Origin of the sequence: Mesorhizobium sp. M1C.F.Ca.ET.210.01.1.1, assembly GCF_004791585.1 — a bacterium.
Lineage (GTDB): Bacteria > Pseudomonadota > Alphaproteobacteria > Rhizobiales > Rhizobiaceae > Mesorhizobium.
This window is the reverse complement of sequence record NZ_SRUU01000009.1, coordinates 138725-164213: the sequence shown is the minus strand read 5'-3', so window position 1 is coordinate 164213 and position 25489 is coordinate 138725. Positions and strand designations below refer to the sequence as shown.

Annotated in this window: 25 protein-coding genes and 2 tRNA genes; 13 read left to right on the top strand and 14 right to left on the bottom strand. The window is 63.1% G+C overall.

What is annotated here, in order from left to right; translation table 11 throughout:
* Positions 1-129: 129 nt before the first annotated feature.
* Positions 130-333, top strand: a complete 204-nt coding sequence (locus EN853_RS12900) for a DUF3126 family protein (protein WP_040969488.1) — start codon at positions 130-132, stop codon at positions 331-333.
* 67 nt (positions 334-400) lie between these two features.
* On the opposite strand, the gene EN853_RS12895 is transcribed toward EN853_RS12900, so the two are convergent.
* Positions 401-1024, bottom strand: coding sequence for a hypothetical protein (locus EN853_RS12895; RefSeq protein ID WP_245516948.1), 624 nt, complete (start codon positions 1022-1024; stop codon positions 401-403).
* A 342-nt stretch (positions 1025-1366) separates the two neighbouring features.
* Between EN853_RS12895 and clpP the strand changes: the two genes are divergently transcribed.
* The 4 genes from clpP (at position 1367) to hupB (ending at position 6720) form a co-directional block, all read left to right on the top strand.
* Positions 1367-1996, top strand: coding sequence for an ATP-dependent Clp endopeptidase proteolytic subunit ClpP (gene clpP / locus EN853_RS12890; protein ID WP_127860062.1), 630 nt, complete (start codon positions 1367-1369; stop codon positions 1994-1996).
* Positions 1997-2291: 295 nt separating this feature from the next.
* Entirely contained in the window at positions 2292-3566 is a 1275-nt protein-coding gene (gene clpX, locus EN853_RS12885; RefSeq protein WP_059185169.1) for an ATP-dependent Clp protease ATP-binding subunit ClpX, read from the top strand.
* A 274-nt stretch (positions 3567-3840) separates the two neighbouring features.
* Positions 3841-6252, top strand: coding sequence for an endopeptidase La (gene lon, locus EN853_RS12880; protein ID WP_127860063.1), 2412 nt, complete (start codon positions 3841-3843; stop codon positions 6250-6252).
* 195 nt (positions 6253-6447) lie between these two features.
* Positions 6448-6720: a DNA-binding protein HupB gene (gene hupB, locus EN853_RS12875; RefSeq protein WP_027166452.1), complete on the top strand. Its 273-nt coding sequence runs from the start codon at positions 6448-6450 to the stop codon at positions 6718-6720.
* A 107-nt stretch (positions 6721-6827) separates the two neighbouring features.
* Here the strand turns inward: hupB and EN853_RS12870 are convergent, their stop codons facing one another.
* On the bottom strand, positions 6828-7850 hold the full coding sequence (locus EN853_RS12870; protein WP_127860064.1) for an aldo/keto reductase: 1023 nt from the start codon (positions 7848-7850) through the stop codon (positions 6828-6830).
* Between the two features lie 185 nt (positions 7851-8035).
* On the opposite strand from EN853_RS12870, the gene EN853_RS12865 reads away from it, so the two are divergent.
* Both EN853_RS12865 and EN853_RS12860 read left to right on the top strand, forming a co-directional pair.
* Positions 8036-8602 (top strand): SIS domain-containing protein, encoded by a 567-nt coding sequence (locus tag EN853_RS12865; protein ID WP_127860065.1) that lies wholly within the window; start codon positions 8036-8038, stop codon positions 8600-8602.
* 4 nt (positions 8603-8606) lie between these two features.
* Positions 8607-9350 (top strand): creatininase family protein, encoded by a 744-nt coding sequence (locus EN853_RS12860; RefSeq protein WP_127860066.1) that lies wholly within the window; start codon positions 8607-8609, stop codon positions 9348-9350.
* A gap of 43 nt (positions 9351-9393) precedes the next feature.
* On the opposite strand, the gene EN853_RS12855 is transcribed toward EN853_RS12860, so the two are convergent.
* The 3 genes from EN853_RS12855 to EN853_RS12845 all read right to left on the bottom strand — a co-directional run bounded on the left by EN853_RS12855 (position 9394) and on the right by EN853_RS12845 (position 13191).
* On the bottom strand, positions 9394-10311 hold the full coding sequence (locus EN853_RS12855; protein ID WP_127860067.1) for a carbohydrate ABC transporter permease: 918 nt from the start codon (positions 10309-10311) through the stop codon (positions 9394-9396).
* 8 nt (positions 10312-10319) lie between these two features.
* On the bottom strand, positions 10320-11435 hold the full coding sequence (locus tag EN853_RS12850; protein WP_127860068.1) for a sugar ABC transporter permease: 1116 nt from the start codon (positions 11433-11435) through the stop codon (positions 10320-10322).
* 91 nt (positions 11436-11526) lie between these two features.
* Positions 11527-13191, bottom strand: a complete 1665-nt coding sequence (locus EN853_RS12845) for a sugar ABC transporter substrate-binding protein (protein ID WP_127860069.1) — start codon at positions 13189-13191, stop codon at positions 11527-11529.
* A gap of 296 nt (positions 13192-13487) precedes the next feature.
* Here EN853_RS12845 and ugpC point away from each other — a divergent pair, with 296 nt between their 5' ends.
* The 5 genes from ugpC (at position 13488) to EN853_RS12825 (ending at position 17216) form a co-directional block, all read left to right on the top strand.
* Complete coding sequence (gene ugpC, locus EN853_RS12840; RefSeq protein WP_127860070.1) at positions 13488-14546, top strand: sn-glycerol-3-phosphate ABC transporter ATP-binding protein UgpC; 1059 nt, start codon at positions 13488-13490, stop codon at positions 14544-14546.
* 26 nt (positions 14547-14572) lie between these two features.
* On the top strand, positions 14573-15025 hold the full coding sequence (locus EN853_RS12835; protein ID WP_127860071.1) for an RbsD/FucU family protein: 453 nt from the start codon (positions 14573-14575) through the stop codon (positions 15023-15025).
* Between the two features lie 4 nt (positions 15026-15029).
* The gene (gene rbsK / locus EN853_RS12830; protein WP_127860072.1) at positions 15030-15959 is read left to right on the top strand and encodes a ribokinase; all 930 of its coding nucleotides are present in this window, start codon (positions 15030-15032) and stop codon (positions 15957-15959) included.
* Between the two features lie 115 nt (positions 15960-16074).
* Entirely contained in the window at positions 16075-16173 is a 99-nt protein-coding gene (locus tag EN853_RS33915; protein WP_189343878.1) for a putative RiPP precursor, read from the top strand.
* An 818-nt stretch (positions 16174-16991) separates the two neighbouring features.
* Positions 16992-17216 (top strand): hypothetical protein, encoded by a 225-nt coding sequence (locus EN853_RS12825; RefSeq protein WP_127860073.1) that lies wholly within the window; start codon positions 16992-16994, stop codon positions 17214-17216.
* 124 nt (positions 17217-17340) lie between these two features.
* On the opposite strand, the gene EN853_RS12820 is transcribed toward EN853_RS12825, so the two are convergent.
* Positions 17341-17417 (bottom strand) — tRNA-Asp (locus EN853_RS12820).
* A gap of 218 nt (positions 17418-17635) precedes the next feature.
* Here EN853_RS12820 and EN853_RS12815 point away from each other — a divergent pair.
* Positions 17636-17711 (top strand) — tRNA-Val (locus EN853_RS12815).
* 22 nt (positions 17712-17733) lie between these two features.
* Here EN853_RS12815 and EN853_RS12810 read toward each other — a convergent pair.
* The 8 genes from EN853_RS12810 to EN853_RS12775 form a co-directional block, all read right to left on the bottom strand.
* Complete coding sequence (locus EN853_RS12810) at positions 17734-18504, bottom strand: SDR family oxidoreductase (RefSeq protein WP_127860074.1); 771 nt, start codon at positions 18502-18504, stop codon at positions 17734-17736.
* 13 nt (positions 18505-18517) lie between these two features.
* Positions 18518-19513 carry an ABC transporter permease gene (locus tag EN853_RS12805; RefSeq protein ID WP_127860075.1) on the bottom strand — a complete coding sequence of 332 codons (996 nt, stop codon included), beginning with the start codon at positions 19511-19513 and terminating at the stop codon, positions 18518-18520.
* 98 nt (positions 19514-19611) lie between these two features.
* Positions 19612-20652 (bottom strand): sugar ABC transporter substrate-binding protein, encoded by a 1041-nt coding sequence (locus EN853_RS12800; protein WP_127860076.1) that lies wholly within the window; start codon positions 20650-20652, stop codon positions 19612-19614.
* Between the two features lie 39 nt (positions 20653-20691).
* A complete protein-coding gene (locus EN853_RS12795; RefSeq protein WP_127860077.1) occupies positions 20692-21456 on the bottom strand; it encodes an ATP-binding cassette domain-containing protein in 765 nt (254 codons plus the stop codon).
* The gene (locus tag EN853_RS12790) at positions 21453-22619 is read right to left on the bottom strand and encodes an ROK family transcriptional regulator (RefSeq protein ID WP_127860078.1); all 1167 of its coding nucleotides are present in this window, start codon (positions 22617-22619) and stop codon (positions 21453-21455) included. Before EN853_RS12790 ends, EN853_RS12795 begins: the two co-directional genes overlap by 4 nt.
* A 130-nt stretch (positions 22620-22749) precedes the next feature.
* Positions 22750-23505, bottom strand: coding sequence for an ABC transporter permease (locus tag EN853_RS12785; RefSeq protein WP_127860079.1), 756 nt, complete (start codon positions 23503-23505; stop codon positions 22750-22752).
* Complete coding sequence (locus tag EN853_RS12780; protein WP_127860080.1) at positions 23502-24275, bottom strand: ABC transporter ATP-binding protein; 774 nt, start codon at positions 24273-24275, stop codon at positions 23502-23504. The genes EN853_RS12785 and EN853_RS12780 overlap by 4 nt, the downstream gene beginning before the upstream one ends.
* Positions 24276-24395: 120 nt before the next feature.
* Complete coding sequence (locus tag EN853_RS12775) at positions 24396-25448, bottom strand: ABC transporter substrate-binding protein (RefSeq protein ID WP_127860081.1); 1053 nt, start codon at positions 25446-25448, stop codon at positions 24396-24398.
* Between the last annotated feature and the right edge of the window lie 41 nt (positions 25449-25489).

Sequence of the window (25489 nt, the reverse complement as noted above, 5' to 3'; positions counted from 1 at the left end):
GCCGGATCGCGGCCGTCATTTCAGGTGCGGGTCGTCCCGTGTTATCCTTGCCGGCTTGCCTTTACATCGCCATTGTCGGCGTGTCAGAAGCGCGTTCCAACGAGCAGACCGACATTTCGGAGAAGACTTTTGAAGCCGGACGAGATCAGAAAACTGGACGCCTATTTCAAGCGCGTCTTCCAGAATCCCAAGCTGCAGGTGAAGGCGCGCCCGCGCAAGGAAGACTCGGCCGAGGTCTATGTCGGCGATGAATTCCTCGGCATCGTCTTCAAGGACGAGGACGACGGCGACTACAATTTCTCGATGGCGATCCTCGACGTCGATCTGGCCTGAGCCTGCCCGGTGCTGACCGGGCGCGACAGCAACAGCCCGGTCGGACCAGACTTCACTAAGTTTGCTCCTAGTCCTGGCAATGCCGCGGAATATGCACCCGCCGCCAACTGGTCGAGCCTTCCCGCACCACCACGCGGCGCGCCACTGTCCTGTAGGAAGGCGGGATATCGGTGATGCGCCGCTCTCCTGGCCGCACCAGCACTTGGCGGGCAACGCTCTCATACTCGGCCGGGAGGACGACGCGCCGGACGCGCTCCGGCTCGACGATGACGGTTTCGGCGACCCGGGCGTAGCGCGCCTTGCGCCACACCTTGCACAGCACCTTGCGGCCGTGGATGACGCGCCATTCCCAGGCATAGCCGCCATTGTCCACCTTGACCGTGTGGTAGACGGTGCGTGTGACGGCTGGCACGGCCTCATAGGTGACGCGAGGCGGGGCGATCTGCTCCAGCCCTTCGCTCGTGCCGTAGATCGGCGGGTCATAGTCGACAAACTGGCCGCCGGGGCTCACCATCACGTCCTCGTAGACGGTGTCGTAAAGGGCAGGCCGATGCACCGGCTCGTAACATTCGAGGGCACGGCCGCCGGCCGCGGTTTGCGACACGCCGGCAAGCGTTGCGAGGCTGGCCGCGGCCAGGGATATGGAACTGTTGCGAAGGGAACCTTGGCGAAAGGAGCTCTGGCGAAGCATGACATTCCCCCGTTGAAAAACGACGCCGGTTCAACGCGGGAGTGTAGCGGAAGGACCGCCCTCCGACAGGGATTTTAGGGCTTGTCGTTAAGCCATGCGGTTAAGAAATTGCTACCGTCGCGGCCGGTCAGCGCTTGAGCACTTCGGGCAGGGGTAATCCGGCGCGCAACCATGGGTATTTCCTTCGGCCGGGGCGCTTGATTCGACTTAACCAGATGGCTAGGAGGGGCGGCCTTGCGCTAGGGTGAGCCGGCATCCTATTTAGGTCTTAACGATCCAGAACCGATTCCGCCGATTGCTCATATTTTCACGGCGCCGGAATCCATCCAACAAGGGTAGTCCATGAAGAACCCCGTCGAAACCTACATGAACCTCGTTCCGATGGTGGTCGAGCAGACCAATCGCGGCGAGCGCGCCTACGACATTTTCTCGCGCCTCTTGAAGGAACGCATCATCTTCATCACCGGCCCGGTCGAGGACGGCATGGCGACGCTGGTTTGTGCACAGCTTTTGTTCCTCGAGGCTGAGAACCCGAAGAAGGAAATCAACCTCTACATCAACTCGCCGGGCGGTGTCGTCACCTCGGGCATGGCAATCTACGACACCATGCAGTTCATCAAGCCGGCGGTGTCGACGCTCTGCATCGGCCAGGCGGCCTCGATGGGCTCTCTGCTGCTTTGCGCCGGCCACAAGGACATGCGCTTCGCCACGCCGAATGCCCGCATCATGGTGCATCAGCCGTCAGGCGGCTTCCAGGGCCAGGCGTCAGACATCGAACGTCATGCGCAGGACATCATCAAGCTGAAGCGTCGCTTGAACGAGGTCTATGTCAAGCACACCGGCAAAAGCTATGACGAGATCGAGCGGACGCTCGACCGCGACCATTTCATGAGCGCCGACGAGGCCAAGGACTTTGGTCTGATCGACAAGGTCATCACGACGCGCGAGCTGGGCGAAACCACCGCCGCGTAGGCCCTGATTGGCAGCTGAATGGCCGGATAACGCGCTTTTGGCGCGGCTTGCGGCATTTCGGCCACAATTGCCTGTTCCCTCGACGGTCGGGATTGCCTACGTTAAGGCTATGTTGATTTTCGACGGCTTAGCTTTGCATGGGGTTGCTGCGAATCATTGAAGCGTTTTCTGATTGTGTTTCGTACGGAATGCGCTGTGTGAGCCGAGACACTGGCGGCTGCGGATTCCTGCGATAGATTGGTGAGACGCCAATGCGGCCAGATCATCGGCGGGCAGGCGGTGAAAGGACAAGAAAATGAGCAAGGTAAGCAACAACGGCGGTGATTCAAAGAACACGCTCTATTGCTCGTTTTGCGGCAAAAGCCAGCATGAAGTGCGCAAGCTGATCGCCGGTCCGACCGTCTTCATCTGCGACGAATGCGTCGAGCTCTGCATGGACATCATCCGCGAGGAGAACAAGACCTCGATGGTGAAGTCGCGCGAGGGCGTTCCGACCCCGCAGGAGATCCTCAAGGTCCTCGACGACTATGTCATCGGCCAGCCCTACGCCAAGCGGGTGCTGTCGGTGGCCGTCCACAACCACTACAAGCGCCTCGCGCATGCCGGCAAGAACAACGACGTAGAGTTGGCGAAGTCGAATATCCTGCTGATCGGCCCGACCGGCTGCGGCAAGACGCTGCTTGCGCAGACGCTCGCCCGCATCATCGACGTGCCCTTCACCATGGCCGACGCCACGACGCTGACCGAGGCCGGGTATGTCGGCGAGGACGTCGAGAACATCATCCTGAAGCTGTTGCAGTCGGCCGACTACAATGTCGAGCGCGCCCAGCGTGGCATCGTCTATATCGACGAGATCGACAAGATCTCGCGCAAGTCGGACAACCCCTCGATCACCCGCGACGTGTCGGGCGAGGGCGTGCAGCAGGCGCTCTTGAAGATCATGGAGGGCACGGTCGCTTCCGTGCCGCCGCAGGGCGGCCGCAAGCATCCGCAGCAGGAATTCCTGCAGGTCGACACCGCCAACATCCTGTTCATCTGCGGCGGCGCCTTCGCCGGGCTCGACAAGATCATCTCGGATCGCGGCCGCAAGACCTCGATCGGCTTCGGCGCCACGGTGGCCTCGCCCGAGGATCGCCGCACCGGCGACCTGTTCCGCCAGGTCGAGCCCGAGGATCTCCTGAAATTCGGCCTGATCCCCGAATTCGTCGGCCGTCTGCCGGTGCTTGCCACGCTCGAGGACCTCGACGAGCCGGCGCTGATCCAGATTCTGACCGAGCCGAAGAACGCGCTGGTCAAGCAGTATCAGCGGCTGTTCGAGATGGAGAATGTCGACCTGACCTTCCACGAGAACGCGCTCTCGGCGATCGCCAAGCGCGCCATCGAGCGCAAGACCGGCGCGCGCGGCCTGCGCTCCATCATGGAAGCGATCCTGCTCGACACCATGTTCGAGCTTCCGGCGCTGGAAGGCGTGCGCGAAGTGGTGATCTCGGAAGAGGTGGTCTCGGGCAATGCCAGGCCGCTCTACATCTATTCCGAGCAGAAGGAAAAGAAGGGCAACGTCAGCGCCTGACATGGCAGCTCACCCGGCATTTTTCATGGAACGGCGCCCGCGTGGCGCCGTTTTGCTGGGAGGGATGTGCCGCCTGGTGATGGAGTGGACGAACGGACCGTGCTAACCCTTGATCTTTGCCCCGCCCGCATCCACCTAACAGCGGAAGGCCGAAGCGCCGGATTCTGTGCTGTAAAACTCCCGTCACAAACGGTGGTAGGCGGAACGACGCTCGGTCGTTAATATAAGATTCGCGGTTGGCTCAATTAGCGGCCGCGACATGAAAGGTTGGACAATGGCCAAGATATCCAAATCTTCCAGCGACGGCGTTTTCGCGGTTCTCCCACTGCGCGATATCGTCGTGTTCCCGCACATGATCGTTCCGCTCTTCGTGGGCCGCGAAAAGTCGATCAAGGCCCTGGAAGAAGTGATGGGTCAGGAAAAGCAGATCCTGCTTGCCACCCAGATGAACGCAGCCGACGACGATCCTGAGCCCGATGCCATCTTCGACATCGGCACGCTCGCCAATGTGCTGCAGCTGCTGAAGCTTCCCGACGGCACCGTGAAGGTGCTGGTCGAGGGCGCCTCGCGCGCCAAGATCGTCTCGTTCACCGATCGCGCCGACTTCCACGAGGCCCGCGCCACGGCGCTGGTCGAGCCGGAGGAGGAAGAGGTCGAGATCGAGGCGCTCGCCCGCTCGGTCGTCACCGACTTCGAAAACTACGTCAAGCTGAACAAGAAGATCTCGCCCGAAGTGGTTGGCGCCGCAAGCCAGATCGACGACTATTCCAAGCTCGCCGACACGGTCGCCTCGCATCTTGCCATCAAGATCCCCGAGAAGCAGGAGATGCTGGCCACGCTCTCCGTCAAGGAGCGTCTCGAGAAGGCGATGGGCTTCATGGAAGCCGAGATCTCCGTGCTCCAGGTAGAGAAGCGCATCCGCTCGCGCGTCAAGCGCCAGATGGAGAAGACGCAGCGCGAGTACTACCTCAACGAGCAGATGAAGGCGATCCAGAAGGAGCTCGGCGAGGGCGAGGACGGCCGCGACGAGGCTGCCGAGATCGAGGCGCGCATCAAGAAGACCAAGCTTTCCAAGGAGGCCCGCGAGAAGGCGGAAGCCGAGTTGAAGAAGCTGCGGTCGATGTCGCCGATGTCGGCTGAATCGACGGTCGTGCGCAACTATCTCGACTGGCTGCTGTCGATCCCGTGGGGCAAGAACTCCAAGGTCAAGCAGGATCTAGGCTATGCGCAGGACGTGCTCGACGCCGACCATTTCGGCCTCGACAAGGTCAAGGAGCGCATCGTCGAGTATCTCGCCGTGCAGAGCCGCCAGAAGAAGCTCAAGGGACCGATCCTGTGCCTCGTCGGACCGCCCGGCGTCGGCAAGACCTCGCTCGGCAAGTCGATCGCCAAGGCCACGGGGCGCGAGTTCATCCGCATGGCGCTCGGCGGCGTGCGCGACGAGGCCGAGATTCGGGGCCACCGGCGGACCTATATCGGCTCGATGCCCGGCAAGGTCATCCAGTCGATGAAGAAGGCCAAGAAGTCCAACCCGCTCTTCCTGCTCGACGAGATCGACAAGATGGGCCAGGACTTCCGCGGCGATCCGTCGTCGGCGCTGCTCGAGGTGCTCGATCCGGAGCAGAACTCGTCGTTCATGGACCATTACCTCGAGGTCGAATACGACCTGTCGAGCGTGATGTTCGTGACGACGGCGAACACGCTGAACATCCCTGCGCCCCTGATGGATCGCATGGAGATCATCCGTATCGCCGGCTACACCGAGGATGAGAAGATCGAGATCGCCAAGCGGCACCTGATGCCGAAGGTGATCCGCGACCACGCCCTGCAGCCGAACGAGTTCTCGGTCGGCGAGGACGCGATCCGCGGCATCATCCAGACCTACACCAGGGAAGCCGGCGTGCGCAGCCTGGAGCGCGAGCTGATGAAGCTCGGGCGCAAGGCGGTGACCGAGATCCTAAAGACGAAGAAGAAGACGGTGAAGATCACGGCGAACAACCTCGCCGACTATCTCGGCGTTCCGCGCTTCCGCTTCGGTCAGGTCGAGGCTGACGATCAGGTCGGCGTCGTCACCGGTCTTGCCTGGACGGAAGTCGGCGGCGAGCTGCTGACGGTCGAAGGCGTCATGATGCCCGGCAAGGGCCGCATGACGGTGACCGGCAACCTGCGCGACGTGATGAAGGAATCGATCTCGGCGGCGGCTTCCTATGTCCGCTCGCGGGCGATCGATTTCGGCATCGAGCCGCCGCTGTTCGACAAGCGTGACATCCACGTGCACTTGCCGGAGGGCGCCACGCCGAAGGATGGCCCGTCTGCTGGCGCCGCCATGGCCACGGCCATCGTGTCGATCCTGACCGGTATTCCGGTCCGGGCCGATGTGGCGATGACTGGCGAGATAACGCTTCGCGGCCGTATCTTGCCGATCGGCGGCCTGAAGGAGAAGCTGCTCGCGGCGCTGCGCGGCGGCATCAAGAAGGTGCTGATCCCGGAAGAGAACGTCAAGGATCTGGCGGAGATTCCGGACAATGTGAAGAACAACATGGAGATCATCCCGGTCTCGCGGGTCGGCGAGGTGCTGAAGCACGCGCTGGTCAGGATGCCGGAGCCGATCGAATGGGTCGAGCCGGTCAATCCGCCGGCTGCCGTGGATGCCGGCGACGATGCCGGCAAGTCGCTAGCTCATTAGAATCTTCTAACATTGCAGCGCACAAAGAGAGAGCCGGGCTTCAAGCCCGGCTTTTTCATGTGAAAAAAGCTCCGAAAAGTCGAAAAAAGCCCGGAATTCCGCGGTTTTCGGCTTGGGTTCCGGAACGCTTCTTTCTAAAGTCCGTTTCCTGCCGGATGAGTCGTAGTTCCGGTTTTCTCATGGAAGGGAATTTTGATGAACAAGAACGAACTGGTGTCCGCTGTCGCCGACTCCGCAAGCATTTCGAAGGCTGATGCACAGTCCGCCGTCGATGCGGTGTTCTCCGTGATCACTGGCGAACTGAAGAAGGGCGGCGATGTCCGGCTTGTCGGCTTCGGAAATTTCACCGTGTCAAAACGCGCTGCTTCGACCGGCCGTAATCCGCAGACCGGCGCGGAAGTGAAGATTCCGGCGCGCACCGTGCCGAAGTTCTCGGCTGGCAAGGGCCTCAAGGACGCGGTCAACTAAGACCTTTTCTTTAAAGCTCAGAAGAGCCGGGCTTGCCCGGCTCTTCTTTTTTGTGCCCTGCAGCGGCACGACATGCATCAAGGCAAGACCAAAAAGCGCGGCGCGCTTTAACCGGTCGGCGCGTCGGCGCGCATCAGGCCTTCCTGCTTGAGATCCGCCCACAAGTCCCCCGGGATCTTGACGTCGAGCAGCGCTCGGTTGCTTTCGACCTCGGCCGGCCGCTGACCGCCGGGGATCACCGACATCACGCAAGGATGCCGCAGCGGGAACTGCAGCGCAGCCTCGATCAGCCGAACGCCATGGCGCTTGCAGACTGCCTCGATGCGCGCCACGCGCTCGAGCACACCCTTTGGCGCCTCGCTGTAGTTGTAGAAGGCGCCCGGCCTCGGTCCCGTCGCCAGTATGCCGGAATTGTAAGGCCCGCCAAGAACGACGCCGATGCCACGCTTTTCGCAGAGCGGCAGGAAGGAGCCTAGCGCTTCCTGCTCGAGCAGCGTGTAGCGGCCGGCGAGCAGGAACAGGTCGAAGTCGCCGCGCTCGGCCAGTGTCTGGCAGACCTGCCATTCGTTGATGCCGCCGCCGAACGCCTTGATCACGCCCTGGTCGCGCAGCGAAAGCAGGCCGTAATAGCCGGAGCACATGAACTCCTCGATGCGCCGGTCCGACGCCTCCTTGCTGCCATGGGTGAAGATGTCGACATCGTGCACATAGAGGATGTCGATGCGATCGACGCCGAGACGCTCCAGCGAAGCCTCGAAGGAACGCATCACGCCGTCATAGCTGTAGTCGTAGACTTCCTTGCGCGATGGCGTGTCGAAGAACTTGCCGATGCCGGTGCGCTGGTCGGGTGGGCAGACGCGCATGAGGCGGCCGACCTTGCTCGACAGCACATAGTCGTCACGCTTCTTGCCGCGCAGGAACGGGTTGAGCCGGGTTTCGGAGAGGCCGAGGCCGTAGAGAGGCGCAGTGTCGAAGTAGCGGCAGCCGGTTTCCCATGCCGCTTCCAGCGTGGCGTTGGCGTCCTCATCGGAGACGGCACGGTAAAGATTGCCGAGCGGCGCGGTGCCGAAGCCAAGTTCGGTGAAGGTGATGCCGCCATTGCCGATGCGGTCGAAGTGCCGTGTCTTCATAGTCCACGATGTCCCGGATTGATTTGTCCGACATGACACTACCACGCCGGCGGCACAGCAAAAGCGCCGAGGCTCGTTGGACACGAGTTTTCGCAGTGATAGCATGAACAAAAACAAGTGTTTCGCGGGACGGGCGGTTGCGAAGCCGCAAGCCTATGCAAGCTTCGGTAACGGGACGAAGAGCCATGACGCAAGCCGGATCGGAGATGTTTGCGGCCGCGCTGGACGAACTCGGCGCCGTGGTGGGGCGCATCGACGGCGATCGGATCGACGCCGCCTGCGAAATGCTTGCCGGCGCCGGCAGGATCGCCGTCTACGGCTGCGGCCGCGAAGCGCTGCAGGTCAAGGGCTTCGCCATGCGGCTCTTCCATCTCGGCCTGCCCGTCGCGGTGGTAGGCGACATGACCACGCCGCCACTGGGCGAAGGCGATGTCTTCCTTGTGAGTTCCGGACCGGGCGAGACCACGACGGTGCTGACCCTGATGCGAGTTGCGCGCGATGCCGGCGCCAAGGTGCTGCTTCTGACGGCCGAGCCGGCAGGCAGCGCCGCGAAGCTTGCCGATTTCACGCTGTTCGTTCCGGCCCAGACCATGGCCAGCGACCAGGGCGCCGCCAGAACCTCCGTGCTGCCGATGGGCTCGCTGTTCGAGGGCGCGCTGTTCCTGCTGTTCGAGGTGATGGTGCTGAAGCTGAAGGCGCTGACAGGCGCGACGCCGGAGGCGATGCGTGCCCGGCATACCAATATGGAGTAGTGTGATGCGCTACGAGCTGATGCTGCCGCACCAGATCGGCAAGGCGATCGAAGAGAACTGGCCGGTCGTGCTGCCACTCGGCGTGCTCGAATACCATGGCGAGCACATGGCGGTCGGCATGGACACGCTGGCGGTGATCAAGACGCTGGAACGCTTCGAGAAGGAGACGGACATCGTCATCCTGCCGCCCTTCTACTATGGCGCGGCGAGCTATGCCGTGGCGGCGCCGGAAGGCAGCGGCTCGGTGCAGGTCGGCGGCCCGGTGCTGGCGCCTTTCGCCGAGGAGCTGTTTTATGGCCTGCTGCGTATCGGCTTCCGCAACATCCACGCCATCATCCATCACCAGACCGAGAACTTTGTTGCCGGCATGCCGACCGATCTCGCCTTCAAGACCGCCGGCCGCCAGGCGATCTTCCGCTTCCTGGAAAAGGAGCGCGGCGAGGGCTGGTGGGGCTCCGACAAGATGGCCGATTACTATGCCGGCCATGCTGCGGGCGAGAACGTCTTCAACTGGGTGCAGGTGCATCCGCTTATGCCGGCCGCGATGAACGGCAGATACCCGTTCGACCATGCCGGTATCGGCGAGACCTCGCTGATGCTGGCGCTGTGTCCCGAAGCGGTGGACGCCAATCATTTCGCGGACAACACCGGCTGGTACACGAAAAGCGCGCCGGAGGCGTCGGCCGAGCTCGGGCAGAAGGGTGTCGCGATGATCCTCGATCATCTCAGGGCGATATTGGTGAGGTAGGTGCGCGTCTCCTTCTCCCGCAAGGGAAGAAGGGGAAAGCCGCCTACTTCACCGAACCGGCCGTCATGCCCATGATCAGGTAGCGTTCGAGCGCGATGCCGATGATCGCCAACGGCGCGATCGCCGCCGTGGCAAGGGCTGCCATCGACCACCAGTTGATGCCTTGCGAGCCCGTCTGGCTCGCCACCATGACGGGGATGGTCTTGGCATCGGTCGAGGTGAGCAGGGCGGCGAAGAAATATTCGTTCCAGCAGAGCACCATCGCCAGGATGAAGGCGGCGACCATGCCCGGAAGCGCGATCGGCATGACGATGCGGAAGAAGGCGCCCCAGATCGTCAGGCCGTCGACCAGTGCTGCCTCCTCCAACTCGACGGGAATAGAGTTGAACTGGTCGCGCATGATCCAGATGACGATCGGCAGCACCATCAGCGTGTAGAGCAGGACGAGGCCGATGCGTGTGTCGAGCAGCGCCACTTCGCGGTAGAGCACCAGGAAGGGCAGCGCCAGCACGACCGGCGGCAGGATGAGCTGCGACAGGAAGAAGAAGGAGATATCCTCGTTCTTGAACCAGGCGAACTTGTAGCGGTAGCGCGTGAGGCCGTAGGCGGCGAGGCTGCCGATGACGATGGCGAGGCTCGATGCGCCGACCGAAGTGATGACCGAGTTCATGAAGCGCTTGATGAACTCGTCGCGCACGGTCGAGGTCTGGAAGATCGAATCCGGCGACAGGCCGAGCGAGCGCCAGCCTTTCCAGTCGGGCATGAAGTCGACGAACGGGATGAGGTGGCCCTGCGTGACGTCGACCGCCGATTTGAAAGAGGTGGTTATCGTCCAATAGATCGGGAACAGGCAGACGAAGGACCAGAACACCAGCGCGCCATAGATGAAGACGCGGCTGGCAAGGAAGGCCGCCGGCGAGCGGATCTCGGAAACGGTGTAGTCAGTGGTCTGGATGCTCATGATGCCGCTCAGTTGACGTTGCGCACGAAGCGGCTGGCGAGCTTCAGTAGCCAGGTGACGAACACGATGATGAGGACGAGATAGGCCATGGCCAGCATGGTGCCGTAGCCGACATTCGAGCGGTCGCGATACTCGCGATAAATGAAGCTCGACACGGAATCGGTGGCGCCGCCAGGGCCGCCGGATGTCAAGGTGATGATGATGTCGGCAAGCTTCAGCTTGAAGATGATACGCAGGATTACCGCCGTCACCGACACGGGCAGCATCAGCGGGAAGGTGACCTGCCAGAATGTCTGCCATGCGGTCGCGCCGTCGACCCGCGCGGCTTCCAGCACCTCGCGCGACATCGCCTGCAACCCGGCAAGCAGCATGATCATCATGAACGGGATGAAGGTCCACGCGTCGAGCATCATGATCGAGATGCGGGCGGTGATCGGATCGGAGAAGAAGGCGGGATTGTTCCAGCCGAGATGACGCGCCAGCGTTGCCGCAGGCCCGAAGCGGTACTCCATCAGCGACTTGCCGACCATCCAGGACACGGCGACCGGTGACAGCATCAGCGGCAGCAGGAAGACAACGCGGAAGAGTTTCCTGGCGCGGATCTGCGCGTTGAGGAGCAGCGCCAGCGCGAAGGCGATGACATATTCGACCAGCACCGCCAGCACATAGAGCACCATGTTGAGCAGCGCGTTGCGGTAATAGGGATCGCTCAGCATCTGCCAGAAATTGTCGAGGCCGTTGAACCTGCGCCCGGTGAAAGAGCTGAGGTTCCAGTCGGTGAGCGCAATGTAGAAGCCGAACAGCGTCGGGAAGATCACCATGGCGATGGTGAAGAGAAGCGCCGGCAGCAGGAACAGCGCGCGCTGACCATCCTCGCCGCGCGTCAGCACCTGCCATGCGCCCAGCGCAATGCCCCACAGCACATAGGCGTAGATCACCGGCCGCCATGTGTCGAAACCGGTTGTCGACATCTCGGTCTTGTAGAGGATCTGCACGACGATGATCGCCAGAAGGGCAAGCGTCGCGATAGCCAGCAGGCCCCAGCCGAGGCGTTTGCGGCTGGCCGGGATCAGGTCCGCCGGATTTGCCGGCCATGCATTCGCGGTCGAAGTCTGCTCAGCCACGCCTCTCGCCTCTTTGCACAAATATCCCGGCCGCGGCCGGTAAAGATACGGCCCGGCGACATGGCGTCGCCGGGCCGCGACTTGGTTGAGACTACATGCCGAGTGAGGCTTTGTAGAGCTTGATCTGGTTCTCGCGGCCGATCTGGTCGGTCAGCTTCTCCCAGGCGGCTGCGATGGCGTCGGCGCCTTCCTGCGCCTTCATCTTGCCGGCGAAGGTGTTGGCCAGGATATCCTCGGCGGCGCTGTAATACTGGAAGATGCCGGGGATACGCGGCTCGATCGCTGCGTTCGGATGGTTGTAGGAATCGCCTTCCGACTTGAGGTAGGAGGTGATGAAGGCCTCGTCATAGCCGGCCGCCACCCATTCCGGAATGTTGAAATGGGAGTTGCGGTAGGGCTGGAAGCCGGACGGATACATCGCCGTCCAGATCGACAGGTCCTTGCCGCCGAGATGGGCTGCGGCGGACCATGCGGCCTTCTTCTTCTTCTCGTCGCTGTCGACGCGGGCCATGACGTAGACGCCCCAGCCGAGATAGGCGCAGTTCGGCGCATAGTTCGGGCCGCTGGCGAGTTTGTCCCACTTGCCGGTCTTGGAGTTGTAGACGTCGTCCGAGCCGGGCAGGATCGAGAAGCCGGTGACGTCGCCGATCACCGAGGAGTCATTGGTCTTCACGTTCGAGCCGACGTCGCCCCACCAGGGGATCATCGAGCCGGTGCCGGCCAGGAATTGCTGGAAGGCGGTTGTATTCGGATCGGCGTTGATCTGGTCGGCGGGCTCGGACGGCAGGGCGTCGATGACGTCCTGGATCGCCCGCACCCAGGCCGGGTTGTTGATGCGCGGCTTCATGGTGTCGGCATCGAACAGCCAGGCCTTGTCGTCGGGATGCTTGGCATAAGCGCTGGCGCGGCTGCCGAGGAAGTAGAAGCCAAAACCGCCCCAGGGCTTGGGCGCGTCGAGATAGCCATAGACGTCCTGGCCCTTGAACTGCTTGCCCTTGAGGAACTTGGTGACGGCCTGGACTTCCTGCCAGGTCTTCGGCACGCCCCATTCGGTGGTCGCCCCGCTTTCCTTCCACGCCTTGGCGAGGTCGGGATCGGAGAAGACATCGGTGCGATAGTTGAAGTTATGCGCGTCGCCATCGATGGTGATGCGATACTGCTTGCCGTTCCAGGTGCCGACCGGCGGCTTGAGGTAGTTGACCAGATCGTCGAAATCGATCTGCTTCTTGACCCAGTCGGGCATCTCGGAGGTGAGGCCCTTGCCGCAGACATCGCCTTCGAAGGGCGCGCCCATCTCGATGATGTCGAAGTCGACGGTGCCCGTGGCGATCGACTGCTGCAGGCGGGCGTTGTAGTCGGCCTGGGCGAGGTCGATCCAGCTGATCTTGGCGCCGGTATAGGCCTCCCACGGCTTCAGGAAGCCACGGAACAGCACATTGTGCAGGTTCTGGTTGTTGAGGCCCATGAAGGTGAGCTCGACGCCGGCGAACTCGCCTTCCTTGACGTTGGCCTTAGTTGCTTCCAGGCAAAGCTCGCCAACCTTCTGGAAGTCGGAATCCGTGGGCTGGCCTTTGCCTACACCCGGAATCTGCAGGATTTTGGCGCGCAAGCTGTCGTCGGCGGCCGCCGGCTTTGTCAGCGCGCCGAGCCCGGCGCCGGACGCCGCGGCGAGTGCGGCCATGCTGGCCGCGCCTTTCAATAGATCGCGGCGGGTCGCCCCGGCGCGTACCAGCTTTTCGTAAAGATCGACTCTCATCTCAAGGTTCCTCCCAGAACTTCAGGTCGTGATTTGACCGATTTCGAATTGGATATGCCAATCTCTCAGACGCCCAAACGTCTGTGGTTCTCCTATACCATAGGGGGACGTGGGACCCCACCCTGCGTCGCCTGGAGATCCGATTTCCTGGGTCAAGACCGAAAACCGGATTGGCACTCGCCAACTATTCGCGTAATCGATTACCTTGTCAACAAGAATGGCTTTTTATCTATAAGATACCGACTTGCCCTTGCCGCTGGCAATGGCTAGCTTCACCGAAAAAGATAGGGGAGAGGATGGCTCAAGTCGCAATCACCAATGTGGCCAAGGCTTTTGGAACCGTCAAGGTTCTGCATGAGGTCAGCGTCGATATCGCCGACGGCCAGTTCGTTGTCCTGGTCGGCCCTTCGGGGTGCGGCAAGTCCACGCTCTTGAGGATGGTGGCGGGGCTGGAGACGGTCTCCGGCGGGACGATCTCGATCGGCGACCGCATCGTCAACAACCTGCCGCCGGCCAAACGCGACATCGCCATGGTGTTCCAGAACTACGCGCTCTATCCGCACAAGACGGTAGAGCAGAACATGGCTTTTGCGCTGAAGCTGCGCGGCACCGATCCGGCCGTGGTCGCCGAGCGGGTCAAGCGCGCGGCCGACATCCTCGACCTCGCCCCCTATCTCAAGCGCTATCCGCGCCAGCTTTCCGGTGGCCAGCGTCAGCGCGTCGCCATGGGCCGCGCCATTGTGCGCAATCCGCAGGTGTTCCTGTTCGACGAGCCGCTCTCCAACCTCGACGCCAAGCTTCGCGTGCAGATGCGCACCGAGATCAAGGAACTGCACCAGCGGCTGAAGACCACCACCATCTACGTCACCCACGATCAGATTGAAGCCATGACCATGGCCGACAAGATCGTGGTGATGCGCGACGGCCGCATCGAGCAGGTCGGCGCGCCGCTGGAACTGTTCGACCGGCCTGCCAACCTGTTCGTTGCCGGCTTCATCGGCTCGCCGGCGATGAACCTGCTCAAGGGCACGGTGAAGAAGGGCGGGAAGTCCGTGGTCGACATCGCCGGCTCGGCCTTTCCGATGCCTGCCGGCACCCAAACCGAGGATGGACAGGCCGTCGTCTATGGCGTGCGCCCGGAGCATCTGGAAATCCATCCCGACGGCGTCGCCTCGACGATTTCGGTGGTCGAGCCGACGGGCTCGGAAACCCTGGTGTTCGTGCGCTTTGGCGAGGCCGAGATGGTGGCCCTGTTCCGCGAGCGTCACGACTTCAAGCCAGGCGATACGCTGAAGCTCAGGCCGCGGCTCGACCACGTGCATCTCTTCGACGCAGGGACCGGCAAGCGTCTCTGACCGCAACAGACTTCCAAGAGGAAACCATGCTCAAAGGGATCAATCCGCTGCTCAATGCCGATGTGCTCCAGGCGCTGCGGGCGATGGGCCATGGCGATGACCTGATCATCGCCGACACCAATTTCCCGTCCGATTCCGTCGCGAAGCAGACCGTGCTCGGCAGGCTGCTGCGCATCGATGCGCCGGCGGCCGATGTGGTGAAGGCGGTGCTGTCGCTCTATCCGCTGGACAGCTTCGTCGACGATGCGGCCGCACGCATGGAGATCGTCGGCAAGCCGACCGAGATCCCGCCCGTGCAGAAGGAAGTACAGAAGGAGATCGACGCTGCCGAGGGCAAGTCCTGGCCGATGATCTCGATCGAGCGATACGCCTTCTACGAGCGCGCCAAGAAGGCCTATTGCGTCATCCAGACCGGCGAGCGCCGCTTCTATGGCTGCTTCGCCTTCCGCAAGGGTGTCATTCCGCCGGATGCGGAGTAGGACAATGGCCATCGGGAAGCCCGTCGTCATCCTCGGTGTCTTCGTCGCGGATACCGCTTATCGCGCCGACCGCCAGCCACGCATGGGCGAGACGATCCTCGGCAATTCGTTCAAGCTCGGGCCGGGCGGCAAGGGCTCGAACCAGGCGGTGGCGGCAGGCAAGCTCGGCGCCGACATCACGTTCCTGACGCGGCTCGGCGTCGATGCCTTTGCCGACATGGCCAAGCAGACCTGGAAGGGCGCCGGCGTGAAGAGCGCGGTCATCGACACGCCCGACAGCTACACGGGGGCGGCCTACATCTTCGTCGAGGAGGGCAGCGGCAACAACGCCATCATCGTCAGCCCGGGCGCGGCGATGCTGATCTCGCCCGCCGACATCGAGGCGCATGCCGGTTTGATCCGTTCTGCGGGCGTCTTCGTCACCCAGCTCGAGCAACCGATCGAGGCGGCGCTGAAGGCGCTTGAAATCGCGCGCGGGGCAGGGGTGACGACCATCCTCAATCCGGCTCCGGCGGCCACCTTGCCGGATAGCATCTACGCGCTCTGCGACTATGTCACGCCCAACGAGTCGGAGGCCGAAGGGCTGACCGGCATCACGGTCTCGTCGATCGACGAGGCCCGCCGGGCCGCCGACAATCTTTTGGCGAAGGGCGTCGGCACCGTCATCGTGACGCTCGGCGAGAAGGGCGCGCTGCTGCACACCAAAGACCGTTCCGACCATGTCGGTGCTGTCAATGCCGGCCCGGTGGTCGAGACCACGGGGGCGGGCGACGCTTTCAATGGCGGGCTGGCCACTGTACTTGCCAAGGGCGTCGAACCGCTGGAAGCAGTGCGTTTTGCCTGCGCCGTCGCCGGCATTTCGGTGACCCGCCCGGGCACCGCGCCCTCCATGCCGACGCTCCAGGAAGTCGAGGCGCTGCTGGCGAGGGGTTGAGCCGCCCCATTTTCGCTCTGCCTCCGCGCTTCGGAACGCAACCGGAGCGCGCGCGTTCACTGTCTTGACCGATACACTTGGTCGACAAAAGGCGGCCTGGTTCCGGAACGGCGCGATGAAGAAGCCCTATGAAAAGCCCACGCTCGTGAAGCGCGAGAAGCTCACCGCGCGAACCGCCCAGATTGTCGCCTCCGGCGTCGTGTTGGGCGAGTGAGCCAGCCGCTGGAGCAGCTCCAGGAAGAGTGTGCGGCGGTTTCCGTCCGGAAGCGTAGAACAGACGGTTAGAGCGGCTAAACGACTGCGGACCGATTCCGCTGTCTGGCCCCGTCAATCAAGGCTGCCGCTGAAGCCGGCTTGGCGACCCCCGAGTCGAGCATCGGCGCCGTCTATGCCGGCCCGGTGGCCGAAAACGGGGGCGAGCGCGGCGGCAGGCGAGGGCATGAGCCTGACTGTCGCTCTCTCCAATCCATCAAAGTCTAATGATCGGGAAAGTACACCAGTAGGCACGTGCGGTAACAGTTGATTCAACCATTGCTGGTATGTTTGCGAAAGGTGGCGGCTCCGACACGGCGATGGGGTGCTGGGATGTCGGAGCCGCCCGCGCAGTCAGGGGGGTGTGTTGACCGCGCTGTCTCAGAATAGGACAGTGCGGTCTATGATTAGTTAACGCTAATCAACGGCGCTGCAATCGGCGTTCGATAGGGGAGCGGACCGGCACCTGCGTTCGTCCCTTTGGGCACCGGACAGGGCGCAAACCCTGGCCTGACAGTCCTCCTCACTCGGTCTTTCCGGTCACGGTTACATATTAGCCACAGTTAATGTTAATCGACGCTCCTGTCTTGCGCCTTAGGCATAGATGTCCCGTAATGGGTCATCAGGGCTGGCACCGCAATTGCTCTGTCAGCAATGCCGGGGCGACCATCACCCTGGTAGCCGGGGGGCAAATTAGGGGGCCCCGCCGCTTCACAAAAGAAGCGGCGGGCTCTTTATCGGCCGAGTCCGAAGCCGCCTGAAACATGGGAGGCCGCAGCCATGCATTTTCCTCGATTTCTAGTGGGCATGCTCGCGACGTCCTTCGTCGTGGCGATGTGGGCTGAAATAACCGGTTCGGGGTGGGAAGCGCTCGGCTGGGCTGTCCTTGCCATGATCATTCTTCAGGCCGGATATTTCGGTCTGATCATCTGCCTGATCTGCACACGGAGACCGGAACGCGCGGAGGCCATCCGCATATCAGCAAATTCCACGCCGTCCGCCTGAATACCGGCGATAGGGCTTCGCCGCAGCGCGCAGCCGCGCGGGCAGGAACAAAAGCTGAGATTCTCCGACATCTGGAAACTTGAAACTTGTTTCGGAGAAGCAGGGCCCAGGCCCTTGAAAAGACTGGCGCGAGTGACGGGGCTCGAACCCGCGACCTCCGGCGTGACAGGCCGGCACTCTAACCGACTGAGCTACACCCGCGCACTGACGAGCACGTGTCAGGCGTGTTCGTCGTTGGGGCGCTGGATAAGGGGTTCGTTTGCGGGTGTCAAGCGCGGCATGTGAGCATAACAGCAAACTAGAGAAGGTTTTTTGACAAGTCCGACGGCGCCGCGGAAATCCGCCTGGCGACTGGCCGCCCGGTTGCTCATTGGGCCTTGCGAATAGAGCCCTAACTGCTTAAAGGTCCGGCCCGGAGCGGGCGATTAGCTCAGTTGGTAGAGCGCTTCGTTTACACCGAAGATGTCGGCGGTTCGAGCCCGTCATCGCCCACCATTTTCCCGGCACCAATCAAGAATCACGGCGGCGTCAGGCGGAAATCCTGGCCTTCGGGCAGCAACTGGCCGCCGTCGACGACGATGGTCGTGCCGGTGATGTAGCCGGCGTCGTCCGAGGCCAGGAACAGGAAGGCGTTGGCGACGTCGCGCGGCGTGCCGAGGCGCCCGAGCGGCACGGCGTCCTCCATGCTCTTGATGAAGGCGGCATCGCGATGCAGCTTCATGCCTTCGGTCAGGATGTTGCCGGGCTCGACGCCGTTGACTGTGATGCCATAGCCGGAAAATTCCAGCGCCGCGGCACGGATGAAGCCGTTGATGCCGGCTTTGCTTGCCGAGTAGTGGCCATGCCCGGGGCTGCTCACCTGGGGGCCGGTGATGGAGGAGGTGAAGAGCATGCGGCCGCTGCGCTGCGCCTTCATCGGCGCGAGCGCTGCGCGCGCGGCGTTGAAGCTGCCGCGCAGGTTGACCGCCATGACGCGGTCCCAGTCCTCCGGGCTGGTGTTCTCGATGAGCTGCCAGGGGTAGATGCCGGCGTTCTGGACGATGATATCGAGGCGGCCGTGGCGTTCCAGCGCCAGTGCCACCACCGCTTCCGCATCGGCCATCCTCGAAATGTCGGTGTGGATGAAGGCGGCGCTCAACTCGTCGGCGCTCGCCTTGCCGGCTTCGGCTTCGCTGTCCGCAAGCATCAGTGTTGCGCCTTCCTCGGCAAAGCGCCGGGCTATGCCCTTGCCGATGCCGCGCGCAGCGCCAACGATCACCGCCACCTTGCCTTCGATGCGTCCGGTCATGCGAGCCGCCCTTTCATGCGAGTTTTTGGCGAATGGTTTGCTTGAAAGCGTCGAGCAGCACGGCCGCCAGCACCAGCAGGCCGTGGATGACCTGGGTGAAGTTGGCGGGCAGGCCCATGAGGTTGATGGCGGTGTTGATGGCCGACAGAAGCAAAACACCAGCATAGACGCCGGGCAGGGTGCCGACGCCGCCCTTGAGGCTGACGCCGCCGATGACGACGGCGGCGAAGGCGTTGAAGAGCAGGCCGACGCCGAGATTGGCGGTTGCGCCGGACGTGCGGATGGCAAGCAGCCAGCCGGCCAGCCCGGCGATGGCGCCGGCAAGCACGAAGGCGATGATCAGGTTGCGGTTGACGCGGATGCCGGCACGGAAAGTCGCCGTCTCGTTGCCGCCGATCATCACCAGATGCCGGCCAAAGGGCGTCTTGGCCAGGATCAGCGAGAAGACCACGAAGCAGCTGACCGCGATCCATGCGGTGAGCGGTAGGCCTGCGAGCCGCTGGATACCGAACCAGCGTATGGCGGGTGCGAGATCCTGCGCCGAGCGTCCGCCGGAAACGACGAGCACCAGGCCCCGCACCCAGATGTAGGAGGCAAGCGTGATGATGAAGGCGCTCATCTTCAGCCTGACAATCAGAAAACCGTTGATGATGCCGATGATGCCGCCGACGGCAAGCGCGATGGCAAGCGACACGGGCACCATCAGCCAGTCCGGATGCAGTTGCAAGCCAAGGCCGATGCCGGACGAGCAGAACATGATGCCGACCGCCATGGCGCTGAGCGCGGCGACCGATTCGACCGAAAGGTCCATATGGCCGGCAATGATCACCAGCGCCAGGCCGATCGACATCACGCCGAGCACGCTGGAGGCTTCGATGATGTTGGCAAAGATGCCGAGCTGGAAGAAGTTCGGGATGAAAATCGAAAAGACCGCCAGCACAAAGACCAGCATGAACCAGACGAGATTGTCGAGCACGAACTCGAGACTATGGCGGGTGCGCGGACTCATAGGCCGATCCGGTTGACGTCAGGACGTGATGCGCAGCCGCCTCAGGCGGACGCGCCGCGAGGCTCCGGGCCACAGGCCCGGAGCTCGATGGAAAAAGCCTATTCGACGGACTTCACTGTATCCGTCGGTGGCTTCTGGTTGCCCCAGAAGGCGGGGTTGCCGACGTTTTCCTTGGTGATCGCCGCACCCGGGATCTTGATATTCGGGCCCCAGGCCTCCTTGGTCACCACCGATTTCAGGCCGAGTACGTCATAGTCGCCGGGCTTGATCTCCTGCTTGTTGGCGATCTTGTCCATGAACATGGCGACGGCTGCCGCTTGCGCGTAGAGCGGTTGCTCGACCTCGACGTTCAGCCAGCCCTTGCGGATCAGGTCGAGGCCGACCGGAGCGCCGTTCGAGCTCATCAGCATAACGTCGCCCGGCTTCTTGCCGGCGGCCTCCAGCGAAGCGACTGCCGCGACCGAAAGATGAGCGGCGTGGCTGAAGATCAGGTCGATGTCGGGATTGGCCAGCATCTGGTCGGCGACGATGGTGCCGGCGTTGCTCGCCTCCCACTGCATGGCCGGCAGCGAGATGATCTTGACGTCCGGAAACGCCTTCATCTTCTCCTCGAAGCCCTTCTGGATGTCGAGCGTGTACGGGTCGCCGGGATCGCCGAGCACCTGCAGGATCTTGCCCTTGACCGAGCCGTTCTTGGCCTTCAGCAGCGCCTCGGCCTGGTCGGCCGCGATATGGCCGATCTCGACCGTTCCGGCGACAGAAGTGAAGTCGGACGGTGTCGCGGTGATCTGGCGGTCGAACTCGACTACCGGGATGCCGGCCGCGCGGGCGGCTTCAACAGACGGCTTCAAGGCGTTGAAATCGACCGCGGCGAGGATGATCGCCTTTGGCTTCAGCGCGATGACGTCGTTCATCTGCGATTGCTGGGCGTCGGTCTTGTTGTCGGCGTTCAGCGTCTTCATCTCGTAGCCGACCTGCTTCAGGAACAGTTCCAGCGCGCTCACCGAGCCGGTCTGGAATTCGTCGAGCAGTGTCGGGACCAGGTAGTAGACGGTACCCTTGGACTGGGCGAATGCCGGCGTGAGCGTGGCAATGGCCAGTGCCAGGATACCGAAGACAGAAAGTAGCATTCGCTTCATGTCGTTCGCTCCTCTTCTCGCCGGACCCCTCATTTGTCCTCAGCTCGCCGGTCCGGCACCGGCGAGTGTTTCCCCGGTGATCATGTTGATCACCGCATCGGGACTTGTCTTGTTGCGGGCAACGTCGCCCGCCACGACGCCCTGGCGGATCACCACGATCCGATCGGCGACCTGAAAGGCCTGCTGCATGATGTGGGTGATGATGACGACACCGATGCCCTGGCTCGCCACCTGGCGGATCATGTCGAGGCCGCGGCGCGTCTGCTCGACGCCAAGCGCGGCAAAAGGCTCGTCGAGCAGGACCAGCTTGCCGCCCCAATGGACGAAGCGGTTGAGCTCGATCGCCTGCCGCTGGCCTCCCGAGAGATGCTCGACTTTGGTGCGCAACGAGGGAATGCGCGTGCCCGCATTGGCCAGCGCCTTCGCCACCACCGCTTCCATAGCGCGCTCGTCGAGCACCGGAACGCCCAGCACCTTGCGGGTGATCTCGCGGCCCATGAAGAAGTTCGCCACCACGTCGACATTGGTGCAGAGCGAGAGGTCCTGATAGACGGTCTCGATGCCGGCGGCCTTGGCCTCGGCGGGGGATCTGGCGAGGAACTCCTTGCCCTCGAACAACATGCGACCGGAGGTCGGCTCGAGCCCGCCGGCGATGATCTTGACCAGCGTCGACTTGCCGGCGCCATTGTCGCCGAGCAGCGCCACGACCTCGCCGCGCCTAATCGAAAAGCTGATGCCGCGCAGCGCCTGGATGGCGCCGTAGTTCTTGGCGACGTTGTCGAGGACCAGCAGGGGTTCGCTCATGCCGCGATGTCTCCACCTTTCAGAAGGTCGCCCTCGCTCTGTCGCCTGGCAGTGAAGATCTGGCCGAAGCGAGGCGAAAGCACGCCCGAAACGGCGAGCGCCGCCGCTCCCCGCAGCACCGTGTGCTGTCCTCCTTGCGCCACCAGGATGCGCGGCGTCGTGCGATCCTTGCGGGCCGAGACCGAATTGTGCAGCGGCTCCGCCGATGCCGCCAGCCGCTCGAGCAGGGCAGGCGAGGCGAGCCCGCCAAGGACGATCGTCTCAGGGTCGAAGAGGTTTTCGATGGTGGCGATGGCGTTGCGAAGGATCGGTGCGACCTCGGCGACCCACTCGGCATCATCGCCATCCCAGCGGCCGCGAGCTTCCAGCGAGACGTAGCGTTCGAGGCAGCCGCGATTGCCGCAGGGACAAAGCTCGCCGCCGGGGACGACCGGGACATGGCCAATCTCGCCGGCATTGCCCCAGGCGCCGCGCAACACGCTGCCATCATGCAGCATGGTGCCGCCAAGCCCGAAGCCGAAGTAGAGATAGTAACATTCGGAGTGTTTTGTGCCGAGACCGTAGAGGCGCTCGCCCATCGCGGCGGCGGCCATGTCATTTTCGAAGAAGGCCGGCAGGCCGGTAACAGCCGCCAGCCGCTCGCGCAGCGGAACGTCCTGCCAGCCGGCCATGGTTGTCGGGCCGACGAAGCTCATCGGCTCGACGCCGAACGGTCCAGGCAGCGCCATGCCGATGCCGATGACGCGGCCACCAGAGCGGCGGCCGGTCAATTCGGCGACCATGGCGCCGATTGCATCGAATGCATCGTTGGGGGCTGCATTGGGTGCCTCGCGATGCGCGCTCTCGATCACGTCGCCGCTGAGATTGATCAGCGCGGCATCGATGCCGAGCGGGGTGAGGTGGATGCCGACGGCATAACCGCCTTCCGGATTGACGCGCAGCGTCGCCGGCGGCAGGCCGCGACCCTTCGGTTCCTCGCGGACCGACAGGATAAAGCCCTGTTCCTCCAGTTCGCGGACGATGGTCGACACCGTCTGGACGGTGAGCCCGACATGCCGGGCGATTTCGCCGCGAGCGATAGGCCCGAAGCGGCGGATGGATTCAAGGACGATACGCCGATTGTAGGGCCGCCCGAACTCCTGATTGGTCCCCCGCAATGCCATGCCTTGCGCTCCCCGGTTGACGCAAGGTTCGCAGAGAATATTTATTCAGTCAAATGGAATTCAAAAATAATTTTGGACCGGCAAACTGGCGATCGCGCTGGTCGCAGCGCGGCAGACCGGGCCTGGAGGATTAGTATCTGATGGCGCGGCGTTCGATCAGCACGACGATGCAGAACAGCGCGATCGACAGCGACGACGACAGCATGATCGCCGCATAAAGGCGGTCGGACTGGTAGTTGAAGGTCGCCTGGATGATCAGCGCGCCGAGCCCCTTGTCCGAGCCGATCCATTCGCCGACGATGGCGCCGATCACGGCGGTCGCGGAAGCTATGCGGAGCGAGGAGAACAGCATCGGCAGCGCGCGCGGCAGGCGCAGGCTCCAGAACACCTCCCAGCGCGTCGCCGACAATACCCGAAACAGCTCGTGCTCGTTGTCACCAGCCGAATCCAGCCCCCGGATCATGTTCACCAATGTCGGGAAGAAGCAGATCACGGCGGCGATCACGATCTTCGGCGTCATGCCGAGGCCGAAGATCAGGATGATGATCGGTGACAGCGCCAGGATCGGGATGGTGTTGAGGAACAGCACGATCGGGAAATAGGCGGCCTGGAGGATGCGGCTGTGCACGAAGAGCACGGCAAGCAGCACAGCGGCCAGGTTACCGATGACGAAGCCTGCCAGCGCCTCGATCAGCGTCGGCCTCAGGTTGTCAATGAGCAGGGCGAAATTCTTCTGGAAGACGCCGAAGATCGCCGTCGGCGTCGGCACGATATATGCCGGCACGCCAAGCAGCGGCAGAAGATACTGCCAGGCGAGCAGGATCGAAGCAGCGCCGAGAACCGGCAGCGCAACGGTCATTTGCGGGGAAAGCGGCGCCGCTCTCACGATGCGCGCTCCAGCGCCGTGCGCAATTCCGCCATTGCGGCGACGATCGCGGCGTCCTCGCGCGAGCAGCGGTTGCCTTCCTGCTTGATGGGCCTCATGTCGAGGTCCGTCACCACGCGCCCCGGATTGGCGGCAAGGACGATCACGCGTTCGCCGAGATAGGCGGCTTCGGCGATCGAATGGGTGACGAAGAGGATCGTCGTGCCGGTACGCCGCCAGAGCGAAAGCAGCTCGTCGTTGAGACGATCGCGGGTGATCTCGTCCAGGGCGCCGAACGGCTCATCCATCAACAGCAGCTTGGGCTCGCCAAGCAGAGCGCGGGCGATTGCGACCCGCTGGCGCTGACCGCCGGACAGTTGGTGCGGCAGGCGCTCGCCGAGGCCGCCAAGCCCCATCAACTCCAGCAGTTCGGTGCTGCGGTCCTCGATGCTGCGCGTCAGGCTGCCCTGGCCGACGCCGAGCGGCAGACGCACATTGTCGCGCACCGTGCGCCAGGGCAATAGGGTGGCATCCTGGAAGACGAAGCCGACGTCGCGGCGCGAGCGCACCGCGTGCGGCGTGGCGCCAAGCACGCTGATGGTGCCGCCGAGCGGGTCGAGCAGGTCGGCGACTACTCTCAGCAGGGTCGACTTGCCGCAGCCGGACGGTCCCAGGATCGCGAGGAAGGAACCGGCCGCGACCGTGAGGTCGAGGCCGGAGAGCACTTTGATGGCCGCCCGCTGGCCGCCATAGCCGACATCGAGCTTGCTGGCTTCGATCGCGTTCGGCATTAGATCAGTATGACGTTTGGTTGAATCATCATACTGATCTAACTCTTTGCTCGAGCATGATCTTTTCCCAAAACCGGTTCCCACTTTTTGCTACGCGGACCTTCGCTTCAGGATCATGCTCTAGGCCGCGGGCGCGTCGAGCTTGGGCCGGTCGGCGGCGGAAAGCTCCAGGATCTTGGTGGTGTAGACATCCTTGGCGGCCGGGCGCCCGTTCGGATACTGGCCGACCTTGTCGAGCAGCGCCAACTGCTCCTCGATCGAAGCGGGGTCGAACGTGCCCCAGCCGTCCTTGGCGGTTGCGCCGTCGAAGGAGAGCTTCAGCACCAGGTTTACGGTCTTTTCTTCCCAGCCGAGATCCATTTCCGGATAGGCGGCGACCATCTTCTTCACCGCTTCCTGCGGGTTGGCATGCACCCAGCCCCAGCCCTTGCTGACGGCGCCGATGAATTTCGCCAGCGTCTCCGGGTCCTTCTCGATCGCCGCGTCAGTGGCGAAATAGACGTCGGCGTAGGAGGCAAGCCCGAGGTCGCGCACCAGGAGATCGATGCGGTCGTCGCCCACCACGCTCAGCGCCTGGGTGTTGGTGATCCAGCCGCCGATGGCGTCGACGTCGCCGCGCACCAGCGGCGCCTTGTCGAAGCCTACATTGACGATGGTAACTTCGGAGGCATCGATCCCGTTCTTGGCCAGGATCTCGTCAATGACGAAGCGCGCTGTCGGCTGGATGCCGATCTTCTTGCCCTTGAGGTCGGCGACATTGCGGATCGGCTTCCCCGGCTTCGAGGTCAGCGCATAGGGGCCGGTGCGGAAGCCGCAGGCGATGATCTTCACCGGCACGCCGCTGGCGCGCGCGGCATAGAGCTGCGGTGTCTCGGAGAACTGGCCAAGCTGCGCGGCGCCGGAAATCACCGGCGGCACGGTCGAGGCGTTGGGGCCGCCGGGGCTGAATTCGACCTCCAGCCCGGCATCCTTGAAATAGCCGTTGGCGACGGCGGCGATGTCGCCGATCTGGCCGTTGGACATCAGCCAGTCATACTGGATGACAACCTTGCCGGCCGCTCTGGCGCCCGACGTCAGCACGAGTTGCATGCCCGCCGACGCGGCCGCGACAGCGGCGAGACCACCTTTCACGAAAGTGCGGCGATTTAATCGATAGTCCGTGTTCCCACTCATTTTTCGCTCCTGTTGCAGACTTCTTGTATCTTCTTCAGGCG